The following is a 21,347-nucleotide window of genomic DNA, read 5'->3' on the forward strand; positions in this document are numbered from 1 at the left end:
TACCCTTCCTTAACCTTCGATGCTTTGAACCAATTCAACAACCTGTTCTGCTGTTTGCATGTCCAGAGCTTTTGTAGCCAGTTTTTCCATGTCCGCACGGGACAACTTGGAGATTTGACTACGTGCTGGCAGAATGGAAGTTGCGCTCATACTGAACTCATCAAGTCCCAGACCCAGCAGCAATGGAATTGCTGTTGTATCTCCTGCCATTTCGCCACACATACCAACCCAACGTCCTTCACGGTGAGCGGCATCAATAACCATTTTCACCAGACGCAGAATGGATGGATTGTATGGTTGATACAGGTAAGAAACCCGCTCGTTCATGCGATCCGCTGCCATTGTGTATTGAATCAGATCGTTTGTACCGATACTGAAGAAATCCACTTCTTTTGCGAATTGGTCAGCCAATACCGCTGTAGAAGGAATTTCTACCATGATGCCCAGCTGAATTTCTTCAGATACGGATACACCCTCGGCTACCAACTTTTCCTTTTCTTCCAACAAAACAGCTTTAGCTTCACGGAATTCGTTCAGCGTAGCAATCATTGGGAACATGATGCGCAGGTTACCATGCACACTCGCACGCAACAAAGCACGCAATTGAGTGCGGAAAATATCCTGGCGATCCAGACACAGACGAATAGCACGGAATCCAAGGAACGGATTCATTTCTTTCGGCAGGTCCAGATAAGGAAGTTCTTTGTCGCCACCGATATCCAAAGTACGGACTACAACCGGTTTACCTTCCATTCTTTCCAGAACGGTTTTGTACGCCGTATACTGTACTTCTTCGGATGGAAGCTTATCGCGTCCCATGTACAAGAACTCCGTACGGTACAAGCCAACGCCTTCACCACCGTTGTCCAGAACACCAGCTACATCATTAGGCGTACCAATATTGGCTGCCAGTTCGACATGAACACCATCGACAGAAACCGTAGCTTCGCCGCGCAGCTTGCGCCACTCTTCGCGTTGCTTGTCGTATGCCACCTGTTTAGCACGGTATTCCGCAACAATCTCTTCGGTAGGGTTCACGAATACGTGACCATCCAAACCATCAACGATAATCAAATCACCGCTTTTAGCTTGAGACAATATATTTTTCGTTCCCACAACTGCAGGAATTTCAAGTGAGCGAGCCATAATAGCCGAATGCGAAGTACGTCCGCCGATGTTCGTTGCAAAACCTTTAACAAATTCACGGTTCAGCTGAGCTGTGTCGGAAGGTGTCAAATCTTCTGCAAGTACAATCGTTTCTTCGGCAATTTCTGCAGGACTAACAAAATGAACACCAAGCAGGTGATTCAGGATCCGCTTGGTTACATCACGCATGTCCGATGCGCGTTCTTGCAAATAAGCACTTTTCATGTTTTCAAACATGGAAATGAACTGTGTAGCTACTTCATTCAAAGCATAGTCAGCATTAAGCTGCTCGTCTCTGATTTTAGCTTTAACCGGATCGATCAATTCAGGATCATTCAGGATGAGCAGGTGAGATGCAAAAATTTCTGCTTTTTTCTCTCCCAGCTCCTGAAGCGTTTTCTCCTTAATCGATTCCAATTCGGTTTGAGATTGTGCCAAAGCCGCATCCAATCTCGCGATTTCAGCTTCAACATCACCAACCGCGCGTCTCTCTACAGCGTAATTCGGATGCTCCAAGATAAACGCCCGGGCAATGGCTATGCCTGCCGAAGCGGCAATCCCGGAAATTTTAAGCATGAACTTCGCCCAGCCCTTCGTTAACGATTACATTTTCAAGAGCTTTCAGTGCTTCGGCAGCTTCAGCGCCTTCGCAGATAATGTTAATAGTATCGCCTTGTTCCAGACCCAGGGACAATACACCCAGAATGGATTTCAAAGTTACTTTTTTACCGTTAGCTTCGGCAAAAGATTCAGCACCGCTGAATTTGTTAGCTGTATTTACCAGCGCAGTTGCAGGACGTGCATGGATACCGTCTTCATCCGTAATTCTAAAAGTTGTTTGCATAATTTGTTCCTCCCACTTTCCTAAAGATAATATTTGTTTACACGTAGTATACCAGATAGTTGATCAGACGGCCTAAGCCGCCTAATCAACTAATCCGAAACACATAGAGTTTATTTTATCGTAATTATACCATCTTCGCCAGCCTTCAATACTCCAGTTTTGTTTAAAGTTACCGAAGAACCTTCTGGAAGGTTAGTAAAAATGACAGGTGAGATGATGGATTTAGCGTTTGCCTTCACGTATTCCAGGTCTACTTTCATAATAGGCTGACCAGCTGACACAAGATCGCCTTCGTTCACCAAAACGTCAAATCCTTGGCCTTTAAGCTTCACAGTATTCACCCCGATATGAACAAGCACTTCTTTACCGCCATCGGATTGAATACCAATCGCATGCTTGCTTGGGAATACATTGAATACTTTACCATAAACAGGGGACACAATCGTTCCATCATTTGGCACGACCGCAAAACCGTCACCTGTCATACGTTCTGCAAATACCGGATCGGGAACCGTCGAGATATCAACCAATTCTCCGTTAACAGGCATTACAATATCTTCTACAATAATAGTTTGTTGTTCTTCTCCAGCTTCCTTCTCCTCTTGTGGGGCAGGTTGCGCCGGAGCTGGTGCAGGTGTACGTCCAGCCATGATATCAGCCATTTGAGATTTAATGGTGTCGGAACGTGTACCGAAAATTGCCTGTACGTTGTTACCGACTTCAAGGACACCCGATGCGCCAAGTTGTTTCAGACGAGCTTTGTCAACGTTCGATTTCTCATTAACCTCGATCCGAAGACGTGTGATACAAGCATCCAGATGCTTGATATTCGATGAACCACCGAAAGCTGCCAAAATGTTGTGCGGGAGCTCATCACTACTACCGGCTGCTGCGCCATCCACATTATCTGTAGCTTCTTCACGTCCTGGTGTTTTCAAGTTGAACTTCCGTATGATGAACCGGAATCCGAAGTAGTAAATAACTGCCAAAATCAGACCGACGATAATTACATACCACCAAGGCGTACGGGTTGGAATAATCCCGAAAATCAGGAAGTCAATAAATCCGCCTGAGAAGGTCATACCGATTTTGACATGTAAAATTTGCATGGTCATAAATGACAGACCTGCGAATATACAGTGTACTGCAAACAGCAGTGGAGCTACGAACAGGAAGGAAAATTCCAGTGGCTCCGTAATACCTGTCAAGAACGAAGTCAATGCTGCTGAACCCATGATACCTGCTACATATTTTTTGTGTTCTGGTCTTGCTTCATGGTACATTGCAAGCGCTGCTGCCGGCAAACCGAACATCATGAATGGGAATTTACCCACTTGGAACGTACTTGCTGTCAACGCCACTCCGTCGCGAAGCTGGCTGAAGAAGATCTGCTGGTCACCGTGAACGGTTTGACCTGCTTTGTTAACATATTCACCAAACTCAAACCAGAACGGTGAATACCAGATGTGATGCAAACCAAATGGAATAAGCGCGCGTTCGATAACCCCGAACAGAAACGCCGACAAAGTCGGGTTGGAATACACCATAAAGTGAGATACTGCATTAAGTCCTTGTTGAACTGGAGGCCAGATCAGAACCAGCGCAAGTCCGACAATCAGTGAGGATACCGCCGTTGCAATCGGAACGAAACGCTTACCCGCGAAAAAGCCCAGATACGAAGGAAGCTCAATTTTGAAAAAGCGGTTGTACATGGCCGCGGCCAGTATACCGATGATTATCCCGCCGAACACCCCGGTTTGAAGCGTTGGAATCCCCAATACGTTTGCATAACCCGGTATTTTTTGAGCAATCAGACCAGGTGTGACACCCACGGCTGTACCCAGAGTAATGTTCATAACGAGGTAACCGATGATGGCAGCCAAACCTGCTACACCTTCACCGCCCGCCAGACCGACGGCTACGCCGACTGCGAACAACAGTGCCAGATTATCAAAAACGATTTGTCCGGCATTCATCATGATCGTCGCTACCGATTGAACCCAGCCCGCATTTAATGCCGGAATGTACTGGAGAAAATCAGGATTGACCAGCATGTTACCGATACCCAATAAAAGCCCCGCAGCTGGCAAAATCGCTACAGGAAGCATTAATGCTTTACCGACACGCTGTAAAACGCCGAAAAGCTTTTTAAACATACCTTCCACATCCTTCTCTGAAATTTAGAACAGAGGCAAAACAACAAAAAAGGCATGAGCCGATTTAAGTATGTTTGAAAACAACCTTGGGATATAGCTTGCCCCAGTAGGCTGTAAACAATCATAACTTAAAACAACTCATGCCTGATCGAATCAGTAACACGTTAAATGTTCAGTTGTTGTCTTCCTCATTGCAGATTGATTATAGCACCCCGCTAAATGCGAGGCAATACTTTTTTATTCCGGTTTTATCACTTTTTGTTGCTCCCCCTGCTCTTTGCGTTGGGACAACCGCTGCAGATGCATTGTCAAATAACTAACCTCAGCCGGGTACACAGATTTACGGAGCCTTTTCTCCATAATTTTCGTGAGCTTCCAGGCCAGCATATACATTTCCGGGTATTCCTCATTCAAAAGCTTGTCCAATCGATAAATCTCCTGCACAATTTCTCCCCGGCGCACACGTTCAATCGCAAACCTCAGATGAGTCAGCAGTCGAGAATAATCAAGAGATTGGAGAGGAATACGATAATCCAGTGTGGTCTCGACAACCTGAACCATATCCGCAATCAGACGAGAATCCTTCCTAACCTCGGAGATATGCTGGTTTGTCATGGCGCTATAAATATGCAGGGCCACGAATCCGATTTCATCTTCTCCCAGATCTACATCCATCTTATCCCTGATTAGAGCAACAGCCTGCTCAGCCATCTTGTATTCCTGAGGATATATTTCCCTAGTCTCATACAAAAACGGATTATGAATCGTAATTCCCTGTTTATGACGGTTGATGGAAAAAGCGATATGGTCAGTTAAAGCAATCAGTATGTGCTCATTTAGAGGCTTCTTTGCTTGAAGCTGAACAAGATGAAGCACCTCACCGATGACCTCAATGAGCTTTTCATCCAGCTCAGGAAGCAACCGTTTGTATTGCTCCTGTTCTTCATGGCTTTTTAATATAAATAATTTCTCAACTGAATCCAACGGCATAAGATCGCCGGGTCTGCGATTGAAACCGATTCCTTTTCCAATCACGACAACCTCATCATGCTCGGGATGCATCCCTATAATCACATTGTTATTCAGCGCTTTGGCCACTTTTAGGCTGCTCACATCCGCACCTCTTTTATCAGAACCTTGATCCTAAGAATTATAGCATGAAGCTCAGAGGAATCCACGTTAAAGTACCAAATATTCGGCTAAAGGTCAATAAAAAGAAAACGCTTTTCATCACATTGCCGGGAAATGCTGTGATGAAAAGCGGTCTTTTGGTTAGGAGTAGATGCTCCCCAAAGACTTATCGTTATTCTTTATCTGTTAGTGCTGCCTCCACCGAGGCTGGAAGATGCTGCTTATTCGCTTCACCGGAGAACGGCACGGAATGAAGGCCTTTTTTCCCAGTCGTCAGCCCTTTGATTAACTGCTCCACATCAATGCCGGATACACTCTTCAGCATCTCAGGTGCCGTAGCCATCAGTTCGGTGACATAATTGCTGACACGCGCTGCTCCTTCTCCTTTTCCCGTATCAACTACGGTGAGTTTATCAATGGACGCAATCGGTTCGGCAATACGTCCAGCCAGATCAGGCAGCATTTTTACGATAATATCGAGCACGGCAGCCTCTCCAAACTTCTGGAACGCCTCCGCCAGTTTTTCCTTGGCCTCCGCTTCTGCAAGTCCACGCAAACGGATGACATCTGCGTCTGCCGTACCTTTGGCGCGTTCGGCATCCGCTTCTGCTTGCCCGTTTAGACGTTTTTGTTCAGCTGACGCTTTCGCCTGTGTCTCGATCGAGTATTGCAGCGATTCAGCCTCACGCATTTTACGCGATTTATCTGCTTCCGCCGCTTGTTCGACCGCATACCGATCGGCTTCTGCCTTCTTTTTCACTTCCGCATCATATTGTTTTTCACGTACCTGTATTTCCTTGGATTGAAGATCAATTTCCCGTTCTTTGCGCACCAGTTCAACCTTCATCTGCTCCTCGACAGCAGTCTGCTTGGCACGGGCCTCCTGGATGTGATAAGCCTGATCGGCTTCTGCCTTCGCTGTATCCTGTTCTTTCTTAAACGAAGCCACTTTCAGTTCCTTCTCTTTGGCTGCCTCGGCAATATTGGTATCCCGCAGCAATTCGGCCTTCTGGCCTTCCTGTTCCGCACGTGCCTTCTGAATCCGGGCATCCCGCACAGCCTCAGCTTCTGCAATCTCAGCATCCCGTTTCACAGCGGCAATTCTCGGCTTACCAAGCGCATCCAGATATCCATGTTTATCCCGCACATCTTTGATGGTGAATGAAACGATTTGCAAGCCCATCTTTTTCAGATCACGAGCAGCCACGCCTTGCACTTCCTGCGCAAACCGATCCCGATTACGATAAACTTCTTCCACCGTCATCGAGCCGAGGATTGCGCGTAAATGCCCCTCCAGCACTTCCTGAGCCTCTCCCCTAAGAGCTTCCAGTGGCTTCCCGATGAACTGCTCGGCTGCTGTAGCCACATCCTCAATAGAACTGCCTACCTTGATGATCGCCACACCATCCGCAATCACGGGAACTCCTTGTTCCGTATACACTTCCGGTGTGGTTACGTCCAATTTATGGGACAACAGAGAGATGAATTCGGACTGCTGAAAAATAGGCCAAATGAAGGCCCCCCCGCCGCGTACAATTTTAATTTTTCGTCCAGAGTCATCCTCGGAAATATTTTTATTTCCTAGAAAAGAACCCGTCACGATCATTCCTTCATCCGGTCCTACCGTTTTGTAACGGGCCCAAAAAGCGATCCCTAATATAACGATAACGATGACAACAATCCCAGGGACCAATACAATATCTTGCAAATTTGACACTCCCGATCACGCTCCCTTCAAGTTAAGCGAATGCGCCGTCTATGTGTCTAGGTACGCTACGCGGACGACGCCCTCTGCGACCTCAACCACGACGATACGGGTTCCCGCAGCAAGCGGTTTGTGATCGAAGCTCGATGCTGTATGTATGGTGTTGCCTGCACCCAAGCGGATCATAACCTCCCCGTAACCAACCTCAGGTACAGGAATGGTGACCTCACCGATCCTGCCAGTCAGCTCACGCATGGAGAAGCCGCTGGATACCTCCGAATTCGCCATGGGTTTAATAAACGCAAAGAACACGAGTATTCCGATGACAAACGCAATCCCTAAAGCAAGCACGACGACCCATCCCATGCTCAGCCCGGTATACTTTGTCAGCAGTACTCCAGCTCCGCCAAAAGCGGTCATGGCTCCAAGTAAAACGACAGGTCTGAACCAATCGAGGCCCGGTAGCTCCAATGCACCATCCAGCCAACCACCGAGTACATCTCCAATCAGCACACTGACTACGGTAAAGATAGCGCCCCCTGCCAATAACCACCAAAATATGGTTTCCATGCGACTCCTCCTTCCATGTACCTTTTCAGTCTGGTTTCCAGTCTATAACTATGTTTACGTATTCAACCTAAAAAAGTTTCAAAATTTTCCTCCAATATCCCAAATCAAACCCAAAAAAGCACGTTCGTACGTCTAATGACGCACAAACGTGCTTAATATGATACAAATGTCGGTTTACAGAGATGCTTTGTAAATTTCGACTACATCTTCGCGATTGAGCTTGTTAAAGCCACCAAAAGATCCGAATTTCACAGCTTTATCAGCCATAACATCGATTTTGGACACATCAATCTCGTAATCAGCCAGACGGCTTGGTGCACCAATCGAGTTCCAGAAATCACGCAACGCCTGAATACCTTCCAGCGCCACTTCTTCATCACTCTTGCCTTCTGGGTTTACATGGAACACATTGACCGCCAGTTGTTTGAAGCGTTCAGGCTTCACATGCAGATTGTGTTTCATCCAGTTCGGGAACAGAATAGCCAGTCCTCCACCATGTGGAATATCATAAACAGCAGACACAGCATGTTCGATATTGTGAGTAGCCCAGTCGCCTGTCAGCCCCATGTTCAGGAACCCGTTCAGCGCCATCGTACCACAATACATAATCGTTTCACGCAGCTCGTAATTTTCCAGATCGTTGACCAGACCTGGAGCCGCATCCATGACCGTACGCAAAATCGTTTCGCACCAGCCAAGTTGGACCGGAGTATTGGATTCCAGATGGAAATAATGCTCCAGCGTATGTGACATCATATCTACGATTCCGTAAACCGTTTGATTTTGCGGCAGTGAGTATGTGTTCACCGGATCAAGAATAGAAAACGCAGGGAACGCAAATACGCTGCCCCAGCCCAATTTTTCCTGTGTTTTTTCATTTGTAATAACAGAACCCGCATTCATTTCAGAACCGGTAGCTGCCATGGTCAAAACCGTACCTAATGGCAATGCAGCCTGTGGTGCCGCTTTACGCTCTGCAAAATCCCACATGTCGCCATCATATTTTGCACCAACAGCAATGGCTTTAGAGCAATCCAGCACACTACCGCCGCCTACAGCCAGAACGAGGTCAATTTGATGTGTTTTACACAATTCCACGCCTTTATGTACTGTAGATAAGCGAGGATTCGGTTCTACACCAGCCAGTTCCGTTACCTCTGCACCGATTTCACCAAGCAAACTTATTACATTATCGTACAAACCGCTGCGCTTAATGCTGCCGCCGCCATATACAAGCAGTACACGTTTACCATATTTAGGAACTTCACGCTTGAGAGCCTCCAATTGTCCTTTACCGAAGATCAATTGTGTAGGATTATAAAATTCGAATGCTTTCATCGCAAACGCTCGCCTCCAATAGTTCTAAAGTTTAATGTTAAGAAACTACTCTATTATAACCTTTTCGGTTACAGGAAACAAATATGCTTTATTTTCAAAAAAAAACCACACTCCTTGAGGAGCATGGTTCCATGTCATATCTTGGGAGGGTTCTCGTAGTGTATTATGTGCTGCGCCAGCAATTTTATTCTCCCAAAGTATATCCCAATTGTTTCATAAAACGACCGAACGCCTGCTGCCCGGACTCATTCCGTTTATACACTCCTGCATGCTCTAAAATTTCACTGAATTTCAGTCCAACCTCATTTTGTACGGTACGAACAGCCGTCTCCTTGTCAGGCAAACGACCAAACCGGGTGTTTAACTGGTAAATCCAGTCTGCATGCTTAAACAGTGGATGTCCTTCCTGCTGCATAGCCACAGCCAGTTTGTCATCCCCACACAAAATATCTGCAATTCCATCCAGTTCATCCTTGAGCCGCCCCGGTAATATGGCAAGTCCCATAACTTCGATCAGACCGATATTTTCCTTCTTGATGTGATGCATCTCGCGGTGAGGATGGAAAATACCTTCCGGATACTCTTCACTCGTTCGGTTGTTACGCAGTACGAGATCCATCTGGTACCTGCCTTCGGCATCACGGCGCACAATCGGCGTCACGGTATTATGCGGAATCGTTTCCCCTTCCTGCTCTGTATGAGAGAGGACATCAGCTACAGGATCACTATAAGCTTTCCAGGCTTCAAAAGCAGCATTTCCCGCTTCCAACAACGCCTCGGCATCTGTTGACGTAAAACGGATGACCGACATCGGCCAGTTTACAATCCCTACTGTAACCTGCGGGAACGCTTCATTATGGTATACGCCATCTACACCCGCTTTTTCAATTGGGAATGTATGACGACCACCCTGAAAATGATCATGGGTCAAGATCGATCCGCCAACAATCGGCAGATCCGCATTGGAGCCAATAAAATAATGCGGAAACGCTTTCGTAAAGGCCAGCAATCGGCGCAGTGTATCCTTCGTAAGCTTCATCGGTACATGATCATGATGGAACACAATGCAGTGCTCGTTGTAATACACATAGGGTGAATATTGAAAAAACCACGGTTCCCCATTCAATTCCACCGGAATGATGCGCAAATTTTGACGGGACGGATGATTTACTCTTCCTGCATATCCGACGTTTTCACGGCATAATTGACACTTGGGATAAACAGGCGGCGGCAAAAGCTTCGCCATCGCAATTTCCTTGGGGCTTTTTTCTGGCTTGGACAAATTAATCGTGATTTCCATATCTCCGTAAGATGTCGACTGATTCCAGTACACATTGCTGGCAACCCGATCCATTCGGATGTAGTTCGAATCGATGGATAATTGGTAAAAAGCATCTGTCGCCGCCTCTATGCCACGTTCAGTCTCCGTTTGATGAAAGTCACGGATGACTTCAGACGGTCTCGCCATCAACAGCCCCATGATTTTGGAATCCAGCAAATCACGATACGTATCTGTGTTTTCAGGGATAAGTCCAGTGGCAAAACCATAATCTATCAAAACATTTAGCACAGGCTGGAGGGCTTCGGGGGCCATAATGCCCCCTGCTTCCCCACCTGAATAAGGCTCGGAAAAACCAAACTGCTCCAATAGCAGATTACGGCTGTAATCTGTATCTTGCAGACCAATCAAGCCCCTGTTTTGTGCGAATGCAACCAGTTGCTCCACCGCATATAGAGCTGATTGCTGTACAGTTTCGTCGATGTCATTGGCCAGATGCCGGGAATGTTCCCGGCCTTGGCCTTTATCTGCGGATTGGCGCTCGCTCATATGTCATCGTCTCCCGTCTATTCGTCGCCGTAGCCGTGAGGGTGCGACTGATGCCATCCCCATGCTCCGCTAATAATATCCTCTAGTTGGGTACGTGCTGGACTCCAGCCCAACACCGAACGAGCCTTGTCAGAAGATGCAACCAATATCGCTGGATCGCCTGCGCGGCGTGGCTCTGTAACAACTGGAATGTCGAGCCCAGTGACCTTGCGTGCCGTCTCAATAACTTCTTTCACAGAGAAGCCCTGCCCGTTGCCCAGGTTGAATACGTTGCTGTCATTGCCTTCGCGCAAGTAATTTACTGCACGCACATGAGCATCCGCCAGGTCACTCACGTGAATGTAATCCCGAACACACGTGCCGTCAGGTGTCGCATAATCCTCACCAAACACAGCGATGTGTGGACGCTGTTTCAGGGCTGTCTGGAGCACTAACGGGATCAGATGGCTTTCTGGTCGGTGATCTTCACCGATCTTGCCGCTCTCATGCGCACCAGCCGCATTAAAATACCGTAAAGACACATATTTGATGCCTAAAACTTTGTCAAACCACGACATCATGCGCTCCATCATCAGCTTTGTTTCACCATACACGTTGGTTGGCTCTGTACGGTCACCCTCTTCAATCGGTACCTTTTCCGGTTCGCCGTAGGTAGCCGCAGTAGAGGAAAACACGATTCGACGCACTCCAGCATCCTTCATCGCCTCCAGCAAGCTCAGCGTGCCAAATACATTGTTGTCGTAATATTTACCAGGATTTTGCATACTTTCTCCAACCAGCGAGTTGGCTGCAAAATGGATAACTGCGTCGATACTATTTTCAGAGAACAGTTTGGACAGTAGTTCTTTATCCCTCAAATCCCCTTCATACAACTTGCCTCCAAGCAATGCTGCTTTGTGCCCGGTTTGCAAATTATCCAGCACCACAACTTCTTCTCCCAGATCCAACAGTTCTGCTACGGTATGTGAACCGATATATCCAGCTCCACCTGTGACTAAAATGGCCATGTTATTCGTCCTCCTTCAGTTCTTTAACTCCGTCTCCTGCCTTGCATACATAAAAGCTGGCTTCCAGCCCTGTGCGGGTCTGATAAGCTTCGCCGACTTCCTTCACAAAACGTTCCACATCGTCCTCATGAACCAATGAAACCGTACAACCTCCAAATCCGGCTCCTGTCATACGAGCACCCAGCGTGCCAGGAATGCGTCGTGCTTCTTCAACCATGACGTCCAGCTCTGTGCAGCTGACCTCATACAAATCGCGTAATGAATCATGAGAAGCATTCATTAACTGACCAAAAGCTGCAAGTTCATTCGCCGCGAGAGCATCGACAGAGGCCAACACACGAGCGTTTTCCTCCACCACATGCTGTGCCCGCCGACGCACTGTTTCGTCCGCGATGTGATGCTGAAGCTCTTCGAAACGCTTCTCGTCCAGCTGAGCGAGGTATTCCAGTGACGGCTCCTGCTGCTGCAAAATGGACAGTGCTTCGGCACATTGACTACGACGCTCGTTATAGGCCGAGTCCACCAAACCGCGACGCTTGTTTGTATTGCCGATCACCAACTTATAATCTCCCGTGCGGAATGGCACTTTACGGTAATCCAACGTATCGCACATCAGTAGAATTGCATGATCAGCTGCTCCGTTCGCTACAGCGAACTGGTCCATAATGCCGCAATTGACACCAACATAATTGTTTTCTGCCCGCTGGGACAACAAAGCGATTTCGACCGTATCTGTTTTCTGTTTTTCGATAGTGAGGAACGCGTATCCTGTGACAACCTCAATGGAGGCTGAGGAGGATAATCCAGCACCGTTCGGTATTTCTCCGTGATAGAGCAGGTCATATCCGTTAGACGGATAAACTCCCTTATCAGCTAGCTCCACCAGTACACCCACCGGATAGTCCACCCACTCATCCGTTTTGTTTTTACCTATTTCTCCGCGGGAGATAGATACTTCATACGGCAGGTTTGTCGAAGCGAAATGAATTTCATCATCATTGCGCGCACGAAGGATTAGCGTCGTTCCGAATTCCAGCGCAGCCGGGAGTACATAACCACCGTTATAGTCGATATGCTCTCCAATCAGATTGACACGTCCAGGTGCATGAAATATCCGCAGTTCATTGCTGCTTTCACCATATTTTTCAATAAAATGTTTCTTTAATTCAGTAGAGTTCATATCCGCATCCACCTCATATACCGTTAGTAAAGGTCCCCCTGACTTCCCTGTAACATCTTAATCAGGTTGACATCTCTTATGATTTCAGTATAAATGAAAGCGTCACACAATGTAATGCATCCATGTGTTTAAGCTATGGATAAATGTGACTTGGATATGTACAATGTAAGTATACCGCATCCGCTAAACTATTCACAAATGCAGGAAGGATGACCCAATTTTGCAAGCGCATTCATATAGTTATGCTGTCGCCTCTAATCCAGTGTTTTATGAAAATAGCCCCCTGCATGTGCTTTTTGCAGGAGAGAGCCAAACCAAATCTGGTCATGCCGTAGGGCCGAAAATCTATGATTACTATCTGCTTCACTTTGTAGAATCGGGCAAAGGCATCTTCCGAACGGAACAGCACACATATCAGCTTGAAGAAAACGATTTTTTCCTTATCCATCCCGGTCAGCTGGTGAGTTATACCTCTGATGAAGAGGAACCATGGCGTTATCGTTGGTCTGCATTTACCGGACACCATACTGAGCAGGTGGTACAGGAGGCAGGGCTGCGTGTTCACCAGCCTGTCTTCCATGCTTCCGATCAAAGTCCCATCCCCGGTTATTTGGAACAAATGCAATTGGCCTTTTACAGCAGAAAATCTAGTTCTCATCTTTCAGCCTTGGGCTATTTGTATCTGATTATGGGGGAAGCAGGCAATTACCTGAGTGACTGGGCTGATCCGTCCGGGGCGGATTCGCAAATTCAACGTACAGTCAAGCAGATGGTGCAATATATGTCCACTCAGTACGCACATCCCGTTTCCATTGAGCAAATGTCTGAAGGACTTGGTTATAACCGTGCGTATTTGTCACGGATATTCAAAAAGGAAACGGGCATCTCCCCCGTCACCTATCTGCTTAAGCTAAGAATCGACAAATCACGTCAACTGCTGCGTGAGCGTCCTGAACTATCGGTAGAGCAAGTGGCCGCTTCTGTCGGACTAACCGATGCCTTATATTTCTCACGTCAATTCAAGCGCTTCTGTGGTCAGTCTCCAACCGAGTACCGAAGCAAGGTTAAGCAATACCCACAGTCGTAAAGCAGGCTTAAACAGCCCGCATCCTTCAAACGGATGCGGGCTGTTGGTTATATATTAAATTAGGCCGATGACTACAGATTAACTTTCACCATAAGGCTGTGCCGCCGTCCTGTCAGTTCCCGGCATTCAGAATCGAATCAATTCGATCCAGTTCCTCCTGAGAAAAGTCCAGATTGGATAAGGTAGCAACATTTTCTTCAATTTGGCTTACACGGCTTGCCCCAATCAAGACAGAGGTCAGACGTTCGCCGCGCAGAGCCCAGGCCAGCGAGAATTGAGCCAAACTTTGTCCGCGTGCAGCAGCCATCTGATTCAGGGCGCGTACCTTGCGAAGTGTTTCTGGCGTTACATGGTTCTCATTCAGGAAAACCGATGTACTCGCTGCACGTGAATCCTCGGGAATTCCGTTCAAATATTTATTGGTCAGCAGTCCCTGAGCCAGCGGGCAAAAGGCAATGCTGCCTACCCCGTTTTCGTCCAGTACATCTTGTAATCCGTTTTCAATCCAGCGGTCGAGCAAGGAGTATTTCGGCTGATGAATCAGAAGCGGTGTTCCCAGCTCCTTCAGAATGCGAGCTGCTTCTGCTGTTTGCTCCGCACTATAATTGGACACACCCACATACAGCGCTTTGCCGGAACGTACGATATGATCCAGTGCTCCCATCGTTTCTTCCAGCGGCGTATTAGGATCAAATCGGTGAGAGTAGAATATATCGACATAGTCAAGCCCCATCCTCTTCAGGCTCTGATCCAGACTAGATATCATATACTTGCGAGATCCCCAGTCACCATAAGGCCCTGCCCACATATTGTAGCCCGCTTTGGTGGAGATGACTAACTCATCCCGGTACGGTTTCATATCACTGGCTAAGACTTGTCCAAAAAATTCCTCTGCTGATCCCGCAGGAGGGCCATAGTTATTAGCTAAATCAAAATGCGTAATTCCTAGATCAAAGGAGCGGGTAATCATGCTACGGCCATTCTCCGCGTTGTTAATCCCGCCAAAATTATGCCACAAGCCCAGCGAAATAGCGGGCAGTTTTAGACCTGATCTCCCTGTACGGTTATATTTCATACTTTCATAACGATCTTCGCCAGCTAAATAAACCATGCTATCCCAGCCTCTCTCGAAACATTGTAATGTCCATCACAACATCATCATAGCGCTTTTATCCAGGCGTTGACAAGAAAACGATTACAGACCTAATTGATGAGCAAGTTTTTCCATAACTTTACCGATTGGATCGGTGATCAAAAGATCCGCCTTATGATCATACGAGGTGGGATCTGTATTCAGCAGCACCGTATGTTTACCACGAAAATAAGTAATCAAGCCCGCAGCAGGATGTACTGTCAGCGACGTTCCTCCAATTAACAGCAAATCAGCCTGCGAAATAGCCTGAACAGATTGAATAATGGTATCCTGATTCAGCTCCTCCTCATATAAAACGACATCCGGTTTGATAATTCCTCCATCTATCGGACATTTGGGTACAACCTCAGAGCTGTTCATCACTTCATCTAGACTGTAAAAGCGGCCGCATTCCATGCAGTGGTTGCGATGCACCGAGCCATGAAGTTCTAGTACATTCACACTACCTGCAGCCTGATGTAAGCCGTCAATATTTTGTGTCACAACCGTTTTAAGAAGGCCTTGCTTTTCCAATAACGCGAGGAAATGATGGCAACCGTTCGGCTCCGCATCGGGATGCAGCATTTTGCTGCGATAGAAGTCGAAGAACACTTCAGGATGCTTCACAAAAAATGAACGGCTAAGCATAACCTCAGGGGAATAAGGCAATTTCTCCTCACTTTGATACAGGCCTGCTGCCGAACGAAAATCTGGAATACCGCTTTCCGTCGATGTCCCTGCTCCGCCGAAAAAAACAATATTCTGCGATTGCTGTATCCATTCCGCCAACGTATTAACTTTCATACCCTACGCACCTCCAGCTCTTCATATCCACGAACAACCTTATCCGCATCCAGCAAATGACCAGAACGTTCTGCTTCTGGCGCAAATCCAATAGCGAGCCGTACTCCGGCACGCTTGCCCATCTGCATATCCCCATTGCTGTCTCCGATGACTACCACGTCCGCCGGCGACAATCCTAGTAACGCGCAGGCTTTTTCAGCCATTTCCGGGTCAGGCTTACCGTATGTTACCCTATCATGTCCGATAATCTCGTCAAAATAGGATGTCAGCCCCATCCACTCCAAATGCTCCTGTGCTGCCTCTGTACTGTCAGAGGTCACAACCGCCAGCTTCAGCCCGGCATGGCGGCTTTGCTCCAACAACGTCCGCAACCCTGGAAACACCTTCGCTGCCCGATGCCGCCGAATATCAGCCATCGCCGTTTTATTAAAGTCGCGGACAAGCCGCACAGCCTCATTCCACGGTACACCAGCAGTATAAAGCTGCCAAGCCAGTACCCCCGTACTTTCGTCCACCGTCCCCATGGCCAGCGGGCCAGAAGGATCGTAACCGATCACACGTCCCTCTTGATCGTGAACAGTACCTAGAACACTGCCTTTTTCCACCGTAAAACCGGCACCCGCCACGGTAAGATGCTGCTCCATCATATCCAGTATAGAACGAGCCCAGGGGCCCCACAACTGAATAAAATCCAGCAACGTTCCATCTTTATCTAATAAAATACCACGGCATGGGTACCTCTCCCCCTGCACGATCAGCTCAGACAAGCAGCACACCTCCTTTACTGATTCTTAGGAGCCACATCCACACTCTCTTTCATCCAGTCCTGTAAAGCCGTTACCGTCTGATTCCATTGCTCAACAGCGCTAATTTTCGCAGGATTATCTCCTTTTTGGAAACCATAACTGCCGAATTGGGCATGGTTCCCCCCCTCGACTGTAAAATACAGCGTGTTGGCTGGTAAATAAGTTCTTCCACTTTGGACATTTTCCATCTGGACGACTCCATCATCACTTCCCAGTAGAGAAATAACGGGCAGATTTTTATCCTTTAAATTACCCTTGTTATCCGGGTAGGAGGCGAGGAAAAATACACCTTTGACCTGATCAGGATGTGCAGCTGCATATCGGGCCGCCATCACACCGCCTAACGAATGGCCTCCAATAACAAACGCTTCTTTCGGATATGCCTTTAGCACTTCATTCGCTAGATCCGGGGAGATCAGTGCAAGGTTGAGTGGCATTTTTGCAATGATCACATGATAACCCTTTTCCGCCAGACGGCGTGCCAAGGGCGCATAACTTTCGGGCTTCACCAACGCCCCTGGATACAAAATGACTCCAGTTCCGCTTCTTTTTACAGGCTCAAAACCGACCCAATGTTCTTGTTCATTTACTTTCACAGCATCCGCTACTTCAGCTAATGCAGCAGCAGCCGTCTCGTCAGGCTGATAAGGCGTAAATACCTTCCATGCTCCCCACCCTGCTATCAGTGCAATAACAATCAGGATGCCTAAGAGAACTTTCCATATTTTCCGAGGACCACGTGTCCCATATGAATTGTATGATCTTCTTGTTCTTCTTCTCATTGTAAAAGTTCCTTTCGCCTTTCGTACCTCGTAATTCGTAATTTGAATATAAAATGTGCCGCTGTATTCATCAGCGTAACTAGCCTTGTTAGGGTAACATCGTTGCACATACAGGGTCAAATCAGCATACATTTCCATGTCTTAGCCCATCTTTGTCCGGTGTTCAAGCTTTCGCCACACAATAAGGTTATGATAACGCTTACTATTGTGAATAAAATCACAATGATAAAGTCCAGAGTATCGTACCTTGTTCCTTGTAAAGAATTATTTTTTAAATAGTTTAGTCGGCAGAAGCCGTTCGGAGGGAAACACATGACGACAAGCCATGATGTACAAGGGGAAAGCTTCTTTCTCAATTTGCGATTTCTGTTGATCATATGCGTATTTGCAGGGAATGCTCTGGAGCCTCTAGCCGGTTCACTTCATATTGCCCAACAATGGTTCAGCTGGATATTCATGTTTCATATGCCGTTGTTTGTACTCGTTACAGGCTACTTTGCCCAAACATCTTTAACCGGATCCGCAGGCCGAAAAGTTCTGCTTCAGATCGGTATGCAATATCTTATTTTTCAATCGCTCTATTCGATCTTGGATGTTGCACTCTTCCACGTTCCTCATATCCATCATTCGTTCTTTGCTCCTTATCTGCTACTCTGGTTCCTTGCCAGCCATATCTGTTGGAGACTGCTGATGCTGTCTTTTCAGAAAATACCACCTGTCCTCCAATTGGGTATATCCGTGCTGCTGGGTATCCTCGTCGGGTATCTCCCTGTGGATGGTATATGGCTGAGCGTATGCAGAACCTTTGTTTATTTGCCTTACTTTGTAGCAGGCTATCATTTGAATTATGCGGACGTTCGACGGTTCTTCACAGCTCCAGTCCGCATAATCGCTGGCGTTATATCTCTTCTGCTTATGGTACTGGCGGGAACGTCGTATTTCGGCATCCCGGCAGGCTGGCTGTATGGCAACATGACTTACGGTGAATTGGGCCATACCGAATGGTACGCAGGAATTTACCGCATCGGCATTTATGGAGTTCAATGGATAGCATCCATGGCGTTCCTAAGCTTTGTTCCAGCTGTCACAGGACGTATAACCGAGATGGGGAGACGGACACTATATGTCTTTTTACTCCATGGCTTGATCGTCCGTACCGTTGTTGCGAAGGGAGTCTACGAGTATATAGATACTCCAGTGGAAGTCATGTTGATTGTAGTGTGTGCTGCAGGTCTGTGCTGTCTGTTGACCATGCCTTGGGTTCGAACTGCAACACGACCTCTGATTGAGCCACAGGTAGAGTGGATGCTAAAGCCAGCTCCTTATCCTTTTAGACGGTCCGCGTAATCTTTTTATCCATTTTTTATTTAACATTGAAGACGCGATAACCCACTCACAGACGAACATGTAAGCGAGTCTCCCCCCTCTTTACTCCACTTGGAGCCTGTTTCATACAGGCGTGATGTGGTAAGTAAAGGATGCGCGCAACAAAAAACAACTTTTTTATTAAGGAGTGATTTGTAATGGCACGTAATCAAAATCAGGGGAAAATGAGTCGCGAAGAAGCAGGTCGTATGGGTGGAGAAGCTACTTCCAAGAAGCACAATAAGGAATTTTATCAGGAGATTGGTAAAAAAGGTGGGGAAGCAACCGCAAACTCTCACGATAAAGAATTTTATCAGGAAATCGGTAAAAAAGGCGGCGATGCTACAGCTGAGTCGCATGACAAAAAATTCTACAGAGACATCGGTCGTAAAGGCGGCAGAAATTAAGGTGTAATGTCATCTTCCGCCCTCCTTTAACATAAAAACAAGCTTGAGTCCATCCGCTTTATTGCAGAATGGGCTCTTTCATATTTTACCTGATACGCAAACATATCAGTATACATATTTCTAATAGAATCAAGTTCTAACCTCTTCTAAATGCAATATATAGACAAATAAAACTGCTCATGTCTATATATTGTTGATTACAGAATCCTTCTTGTACTTTTTCAAAATCTTCATATATGTAGAAAAAAGCTCACATCTATGATAGACTCTTTAGAAAACATCTGCGCTATTACGGCGTCCATTGAACGCCATACTATTTTTATACTTTGGGGGGAAACCAGCATCATGACAGCTAAGACGAAAATGCGTTCCGATATGATTAAAAAAGGCTTTGACCGCGCTCCTCACCGCAGCTTGCTGCGCGCAGCGGGTGTCAAGGAAGAAGATTTTGACAAACCGTTTATTGCGGTATGCAACTCGTATATTGATATCGTACCGGGCCACGTCCATTTGCAGGAATTTGGAAAAATTGTCAAGCAAGCCATTCGTGAGGCAGGCGGTGTACCTTTCGAGTTTAACACCATCGGTGTAGATGACGGCATTGCCATGGGTCACATCGGTATGCGTTATTCTCTGCCAAGCCGCGAAATTATAGCTGACTCTCTGGAAACTGTCGTTTCCGCTCACTGGTTTGATGGCATGGTTTGTATTCCTAACTGTGATAAAATTACCCCTGGCATGATGATGGGCGCATTGCGCGTTAACATTCCAACTATTTTCGTCAGCGGCGGTCCTATGAAAGCTGGTAAAGACAAGAACGGACGCTCTATTTCCCTGACCTCCGTCTTCGAAGGCGTAGGTGCATATCAGGCTGGCAAAATCGACGATCAAAGCTTGCTTGAATTAGAACAATATGGCTGTCCGACATGTGGCTCCTGTTCAGGGATGTTCACAGCGAATTCCATGAACTGTCTCGCAGAAGCGATGGGTCTGGCTATGCCGGGTAACGGCACCATTCTCGCAGTAGCCGAAGAACGTAAAGAATTCGTTAAACAATCTGCACGCCAATTGATGGAATTGATTAAGCTGGATCTTAAACCACGTGATATCGTGACTAAAGAAGCTATTGATAATGCATTTGCATTGGATATGGCAATGGGCGGTTCCACGAATACAGTATTGCATACATTGGCACTTGCCCATGAAGCAGAAGTTGACTACCCTATCGAACGTATTAATGAAGTCGCAAACCGCGTACCTCATTTGTCCAAATTGGCACCTGCCTCCGACTATCATATTGAGGATGTTCATAATGCAGGCGGCGTAAGCGCAGTGTTGAATGAATTGTTGAAGAAACCGGGAGCACTGCATGGAGACTGTATTACTGTAACCGGAAAAACCATTCGTGAAAACGTAGAGGGGCAAGAAATTCTGGATACTAACGTCATCCACAAATTGGACAACCCTTATTCTGAACGTGGCGGCCTGGCTGTATTATTCGGTAATCTGGCACCGCAAGGCTCCATCATTAAAGTTGGTGCAGTTGATGCTTCGGTTGGTGGTTATCACAAAGGTCCTGCCATCTGCTTTGATTCACAGGAAGATGCACTGGCAGGTATCGCCAACGGTAAAATTAATGAAGGACACGTTGTTGTTATCCGTTATGAAGGTCCAAAGGGCGGACCTGGTATGCCTGAAATGCTCGCTCCAACTTCACAAATCGTGGGCATGGGGCTTGGTGCCAAGGTGGGTCTGATTACAGACGGACGCTTCTCAGGTGCTTCCCGTGGTATCTCCATCGGTCATATTTCCCCCGAAGCCGCAGAAGGCGGACCTATCGCTTTTGTTGAGGACGGCGATATCATCGAGCTGGACTTGAACAATCGTAAGATTGAGCTCCACATTACGGACGAAGAATTCGAACGTCGTCGCGCCAACTGGAAAGGCTTTGAGCCGAAGGTGAAAACGGGTTACCTGGCGCGCTATTCCAAGCTGGTGACGAACGCAAGTAACGGCGGAATTATGAAAATCTAAATGCTTTGCCAAGATAGGATTACTT

The 21,347-nt window shown here is 47.0% G+C and carries 17 protein-coding genes and 1 pseudogene; 4 read left to right on the top strand and 14 right to left on the bottom strand.

The window, feature by feature from the left end:
* Nucleotides 1–9 precede the first annotated feature (9 nt).
* The 10 genes from ptsP to KAI36_RS19885 all read right to left on the bottom strand — a co-directional run bounded on the left by ptsP (nt 10) and on the right by KAI36_RS19885 (nt 12,905).
* Nucleotides 10–1,722, bottom strand: coding sequence for a phosphoenolpyruvate--protein phosphotransferase (ptsP, locus tag KAI36_RS19840; protein WP_025722137.1), 1,713 nt, complete (start codon nt 1,720–1,722; stop codon nt 10–12).
* Nucleotides 1,715–1,990: an HPr family phosphocarrier protein gene (locus KAI36_RS19845; protein ID WP_013372579.1), complete on the bottom strand. Its 276-nt coding sequence runs from the start codon at nt 1,988–1,990 to the stop codon at nt 1,715–1,717. Before KAI36_RS19845 ends, ptsP begins: the two co-directional genes overlap by 8 nt.
* 110 nt (nt 1,991–2,100) lie before the next feature.
* Nucleotides 2,101–4,146 carry a glucose-specific PTS transporter subunit IIBC gene (gene ptsG / locus KAI36_RS19850; RefSeq protein ID WP_220025811.1) on the bottom strand — a complete coding sequence of 682 codons (2,046 nt, stop codon included), beginning with the start codon at nt 4,144–4,146 and terminating at the stop codon, nt 2,101–2,103.
* Between the two features lie 237 nt (nt 4,147–4,383).
* Entirely contained in the window at nt 4,384–5,259 is an 876-nt protein-coding gene (gene glcT / locus KAI36_RS19855; RefSeq protein ID WP_220025812.1) for a glucose PTS transporter transcription antiterminator GlcT, read from the bottom strand.
* A gap of 190 nt (nt 5,260–5,449) precedes the next feature.
* Complete coding sequence (locus tag KAI36_RS19860; RefSeq protein WP_071642434.1) at nt 5,450–6,985, bottom strand: flotillin lipid rafts scaffold protein FloT; 1,536 nt, start codon at nt 6,983–6,985, stop codon at nt 5,450–5,452.
* A 48-nt stretch (nt 6,986–7,033) separates the two neighbouring features.
* Nucleotides 7,034–7,552, bottom strand: a complete 519-nt coding sequence (locus tag KAI36_RS19865; protein ID WP_023989884.1) for an NfeD family membrane protein — start codon at nt 7,550–7,552, stop codon at nt 7,034–7,036.
* 174 nt (nt 7,553–7,726) lie between these two features.
* The gene (locus KAI36_RS19870) at nt 7,727–8,890 is read right to left on the bottom strand and encodes an iron-containing alcohol dehydrogenase (protein WP_220025813.1); all 1,164 of its coding nucleotides are present in this window, start codon (nt 8,888–8,890) and stop codon (nt 7,727–7,729) included.
* 184 nt (nt 8,891–9,074) lie between these two features.
* Nucleotides 9,075–10,718 (bottom strand): UDP-glucose--hexose-1-phosphate uridylyltransferase, encoded by a 1,644-nt coding sequence (locus KAI36_RS19875; protein WP_220025814.1) that lies wholly within the window; start codon nt 10,716–10,718, stop codon nt 9,075–9,077.
* A gap of 17 nt (nt 10,719–10,735) precedes the next feature.
* Nucleotides 10,736–11,725, bottom strand: coding sequence for a UDP-glucose 4-epimerase GalE (gene galE, locus KAI36_RS19880; RefSeq protein WP_023989887.1), 990 nt, complete (start codon nt 11,723–11,725; stop codon nt 10,736–10,738).
* Nucleotide 11,726: 1 nt separating this feature from the next.
* Nucleotides 11,727–12,905, bottom strand: a complete 1,179-nt coding sequence (locus KAI36_RS19885; protein ID WP_220025815.1) for a galactokinase — start codon at nt 12,903–12,905, stop codon at nt 11,727–11,729.
* A 220-nt stretch (nt 12,906–13,125) separates the two neighbouring features.
* Between KAI36_RS19885 and KAI36_RS19890 the strand changes: the two genes are divergently transcribed.
* Nucleotides 13,126–13,992, top strand: coding sequence for an AraC family transcriptional regulator (locus KAI36_RS19890; RefSeq protein WP_220025816.1), 867 nt, complete (start codon nt 13,126–13,128; stop codon nt 13,990–13,992).
* 112 nt (nt 13,993–14,104) lie between these two features.
* Here KAI36_RS19890 and mgrA read toward each other — a convergent pair whose 3' ends face one another.
* From mgrA to KAI36_RS19910, 4 genes are all read right to left on the bottom strand, one after another.
* On the bottom strand, nt 14,105–15,103 hold the full coding sequence (mgrA, locus tag KAI36_RS19895) for an L-glyceraldehyde 3-phosphate reductase (RefSeq protein ID WP_028542446.1): 999 nt from the start codon (nt 15,101–15,103) through the stop codon (nt 14,105–14,107).
* Nucleotides 15,104–15,187: 84 nt separating this feature from the next.
* Complete coding sequence (locus KAI36_RS19900; protein WP_220025817.1) at nt 15,188–15,928, bottom strand: NAD-dependent protein deacylase; 741 nt, start codon at nt 15,926–15,928, stop codon at nt 15,188–15,190.
* Nucleotides 15,925–16,695: an HAD family hydrolase gene (locus tag KAI36_RS19905; protein WP_220025818.1), complete on the bottom strand. Its 771-nt coding sequence runs from the start codon at nt 16,693–16,695 to the stop codon at nt 15,925–15,927. Before KAI36_RS19905 ends, KAI36_RS19900 begins: the two co-directional genes overlap by 4 nt.
* Nucleotides 16,696–16,709: 14 nt before the next feature.
* Nucleotides 16,710–17,516: an alpha/beta fold hydrolase gene (locus tag KAI36_RS19910; protein WP_220028174.1), complete on the bottom strand. Its 807-nt coding sequence runs from the start codon at nt 17,514–17,516 to the stop codon at nt 16,710–16,712.
* A gap of 312 nt (nt 17,517–17,828) precedes the next feature.
* Here KAI36_RS19910 and KAI36_RS19915 point away from each other — a divergent pair, with 312 nt between their 5' ends.
* The 3 genes and pseudogenes from KAI36_RS19915 to ilvD all read left to right on the top strand — a co-directional run bounded on the left by KAI36_RS19915 (nt 17,829) and on the right by ilvD (nt 21,322).
* A complete protein-coding gene (locus KAI36_RS19915) occupies nt 17,829–18,863 on the top strand; it encodes an acyltransferase family protein (RefSeq protein ID WP_220025819.1) in 1,035 nt (344 codons plus the stop codon).
* Between the two features lie 176 nt (nt 18,864–19,039).
* Nucleotides 19,040–19,279: pseudogene (locus KAI36_RS19920) on the top strand (KGG domain-containing protein); the annotation flags it as partial.
* Nucleotides 19,280–19,633: 354 nt separating this feature from the next.
* Nucleotides 19,634–21,322 carry a dihydroxy-acid dehydratase gene (ilvD, locus tag KAI36_RS19925; protein WP_025723889.1) on the top strand — a complete coding sequence of 563 codons (1,689 nt, stop codon included), beginning with the start codon at nt 19,634–19,636 and terminating at the stop codon, nt 21,320–21,322.
* The last annotated feature ends 25 nt before the right edge of the window (nt 21,323–21,347 follow it).

It is taken from the genome of Paenibacillus sp. S02, assembly GCF_019454065.1.
GTDB classification, from domain to species: domain Bacteria; phylum Bacillota; class Bacilli; order Paenibacillales; family Paenibacillaceae; genus Paenibacillus; species Paenibacillus polymyxa_B.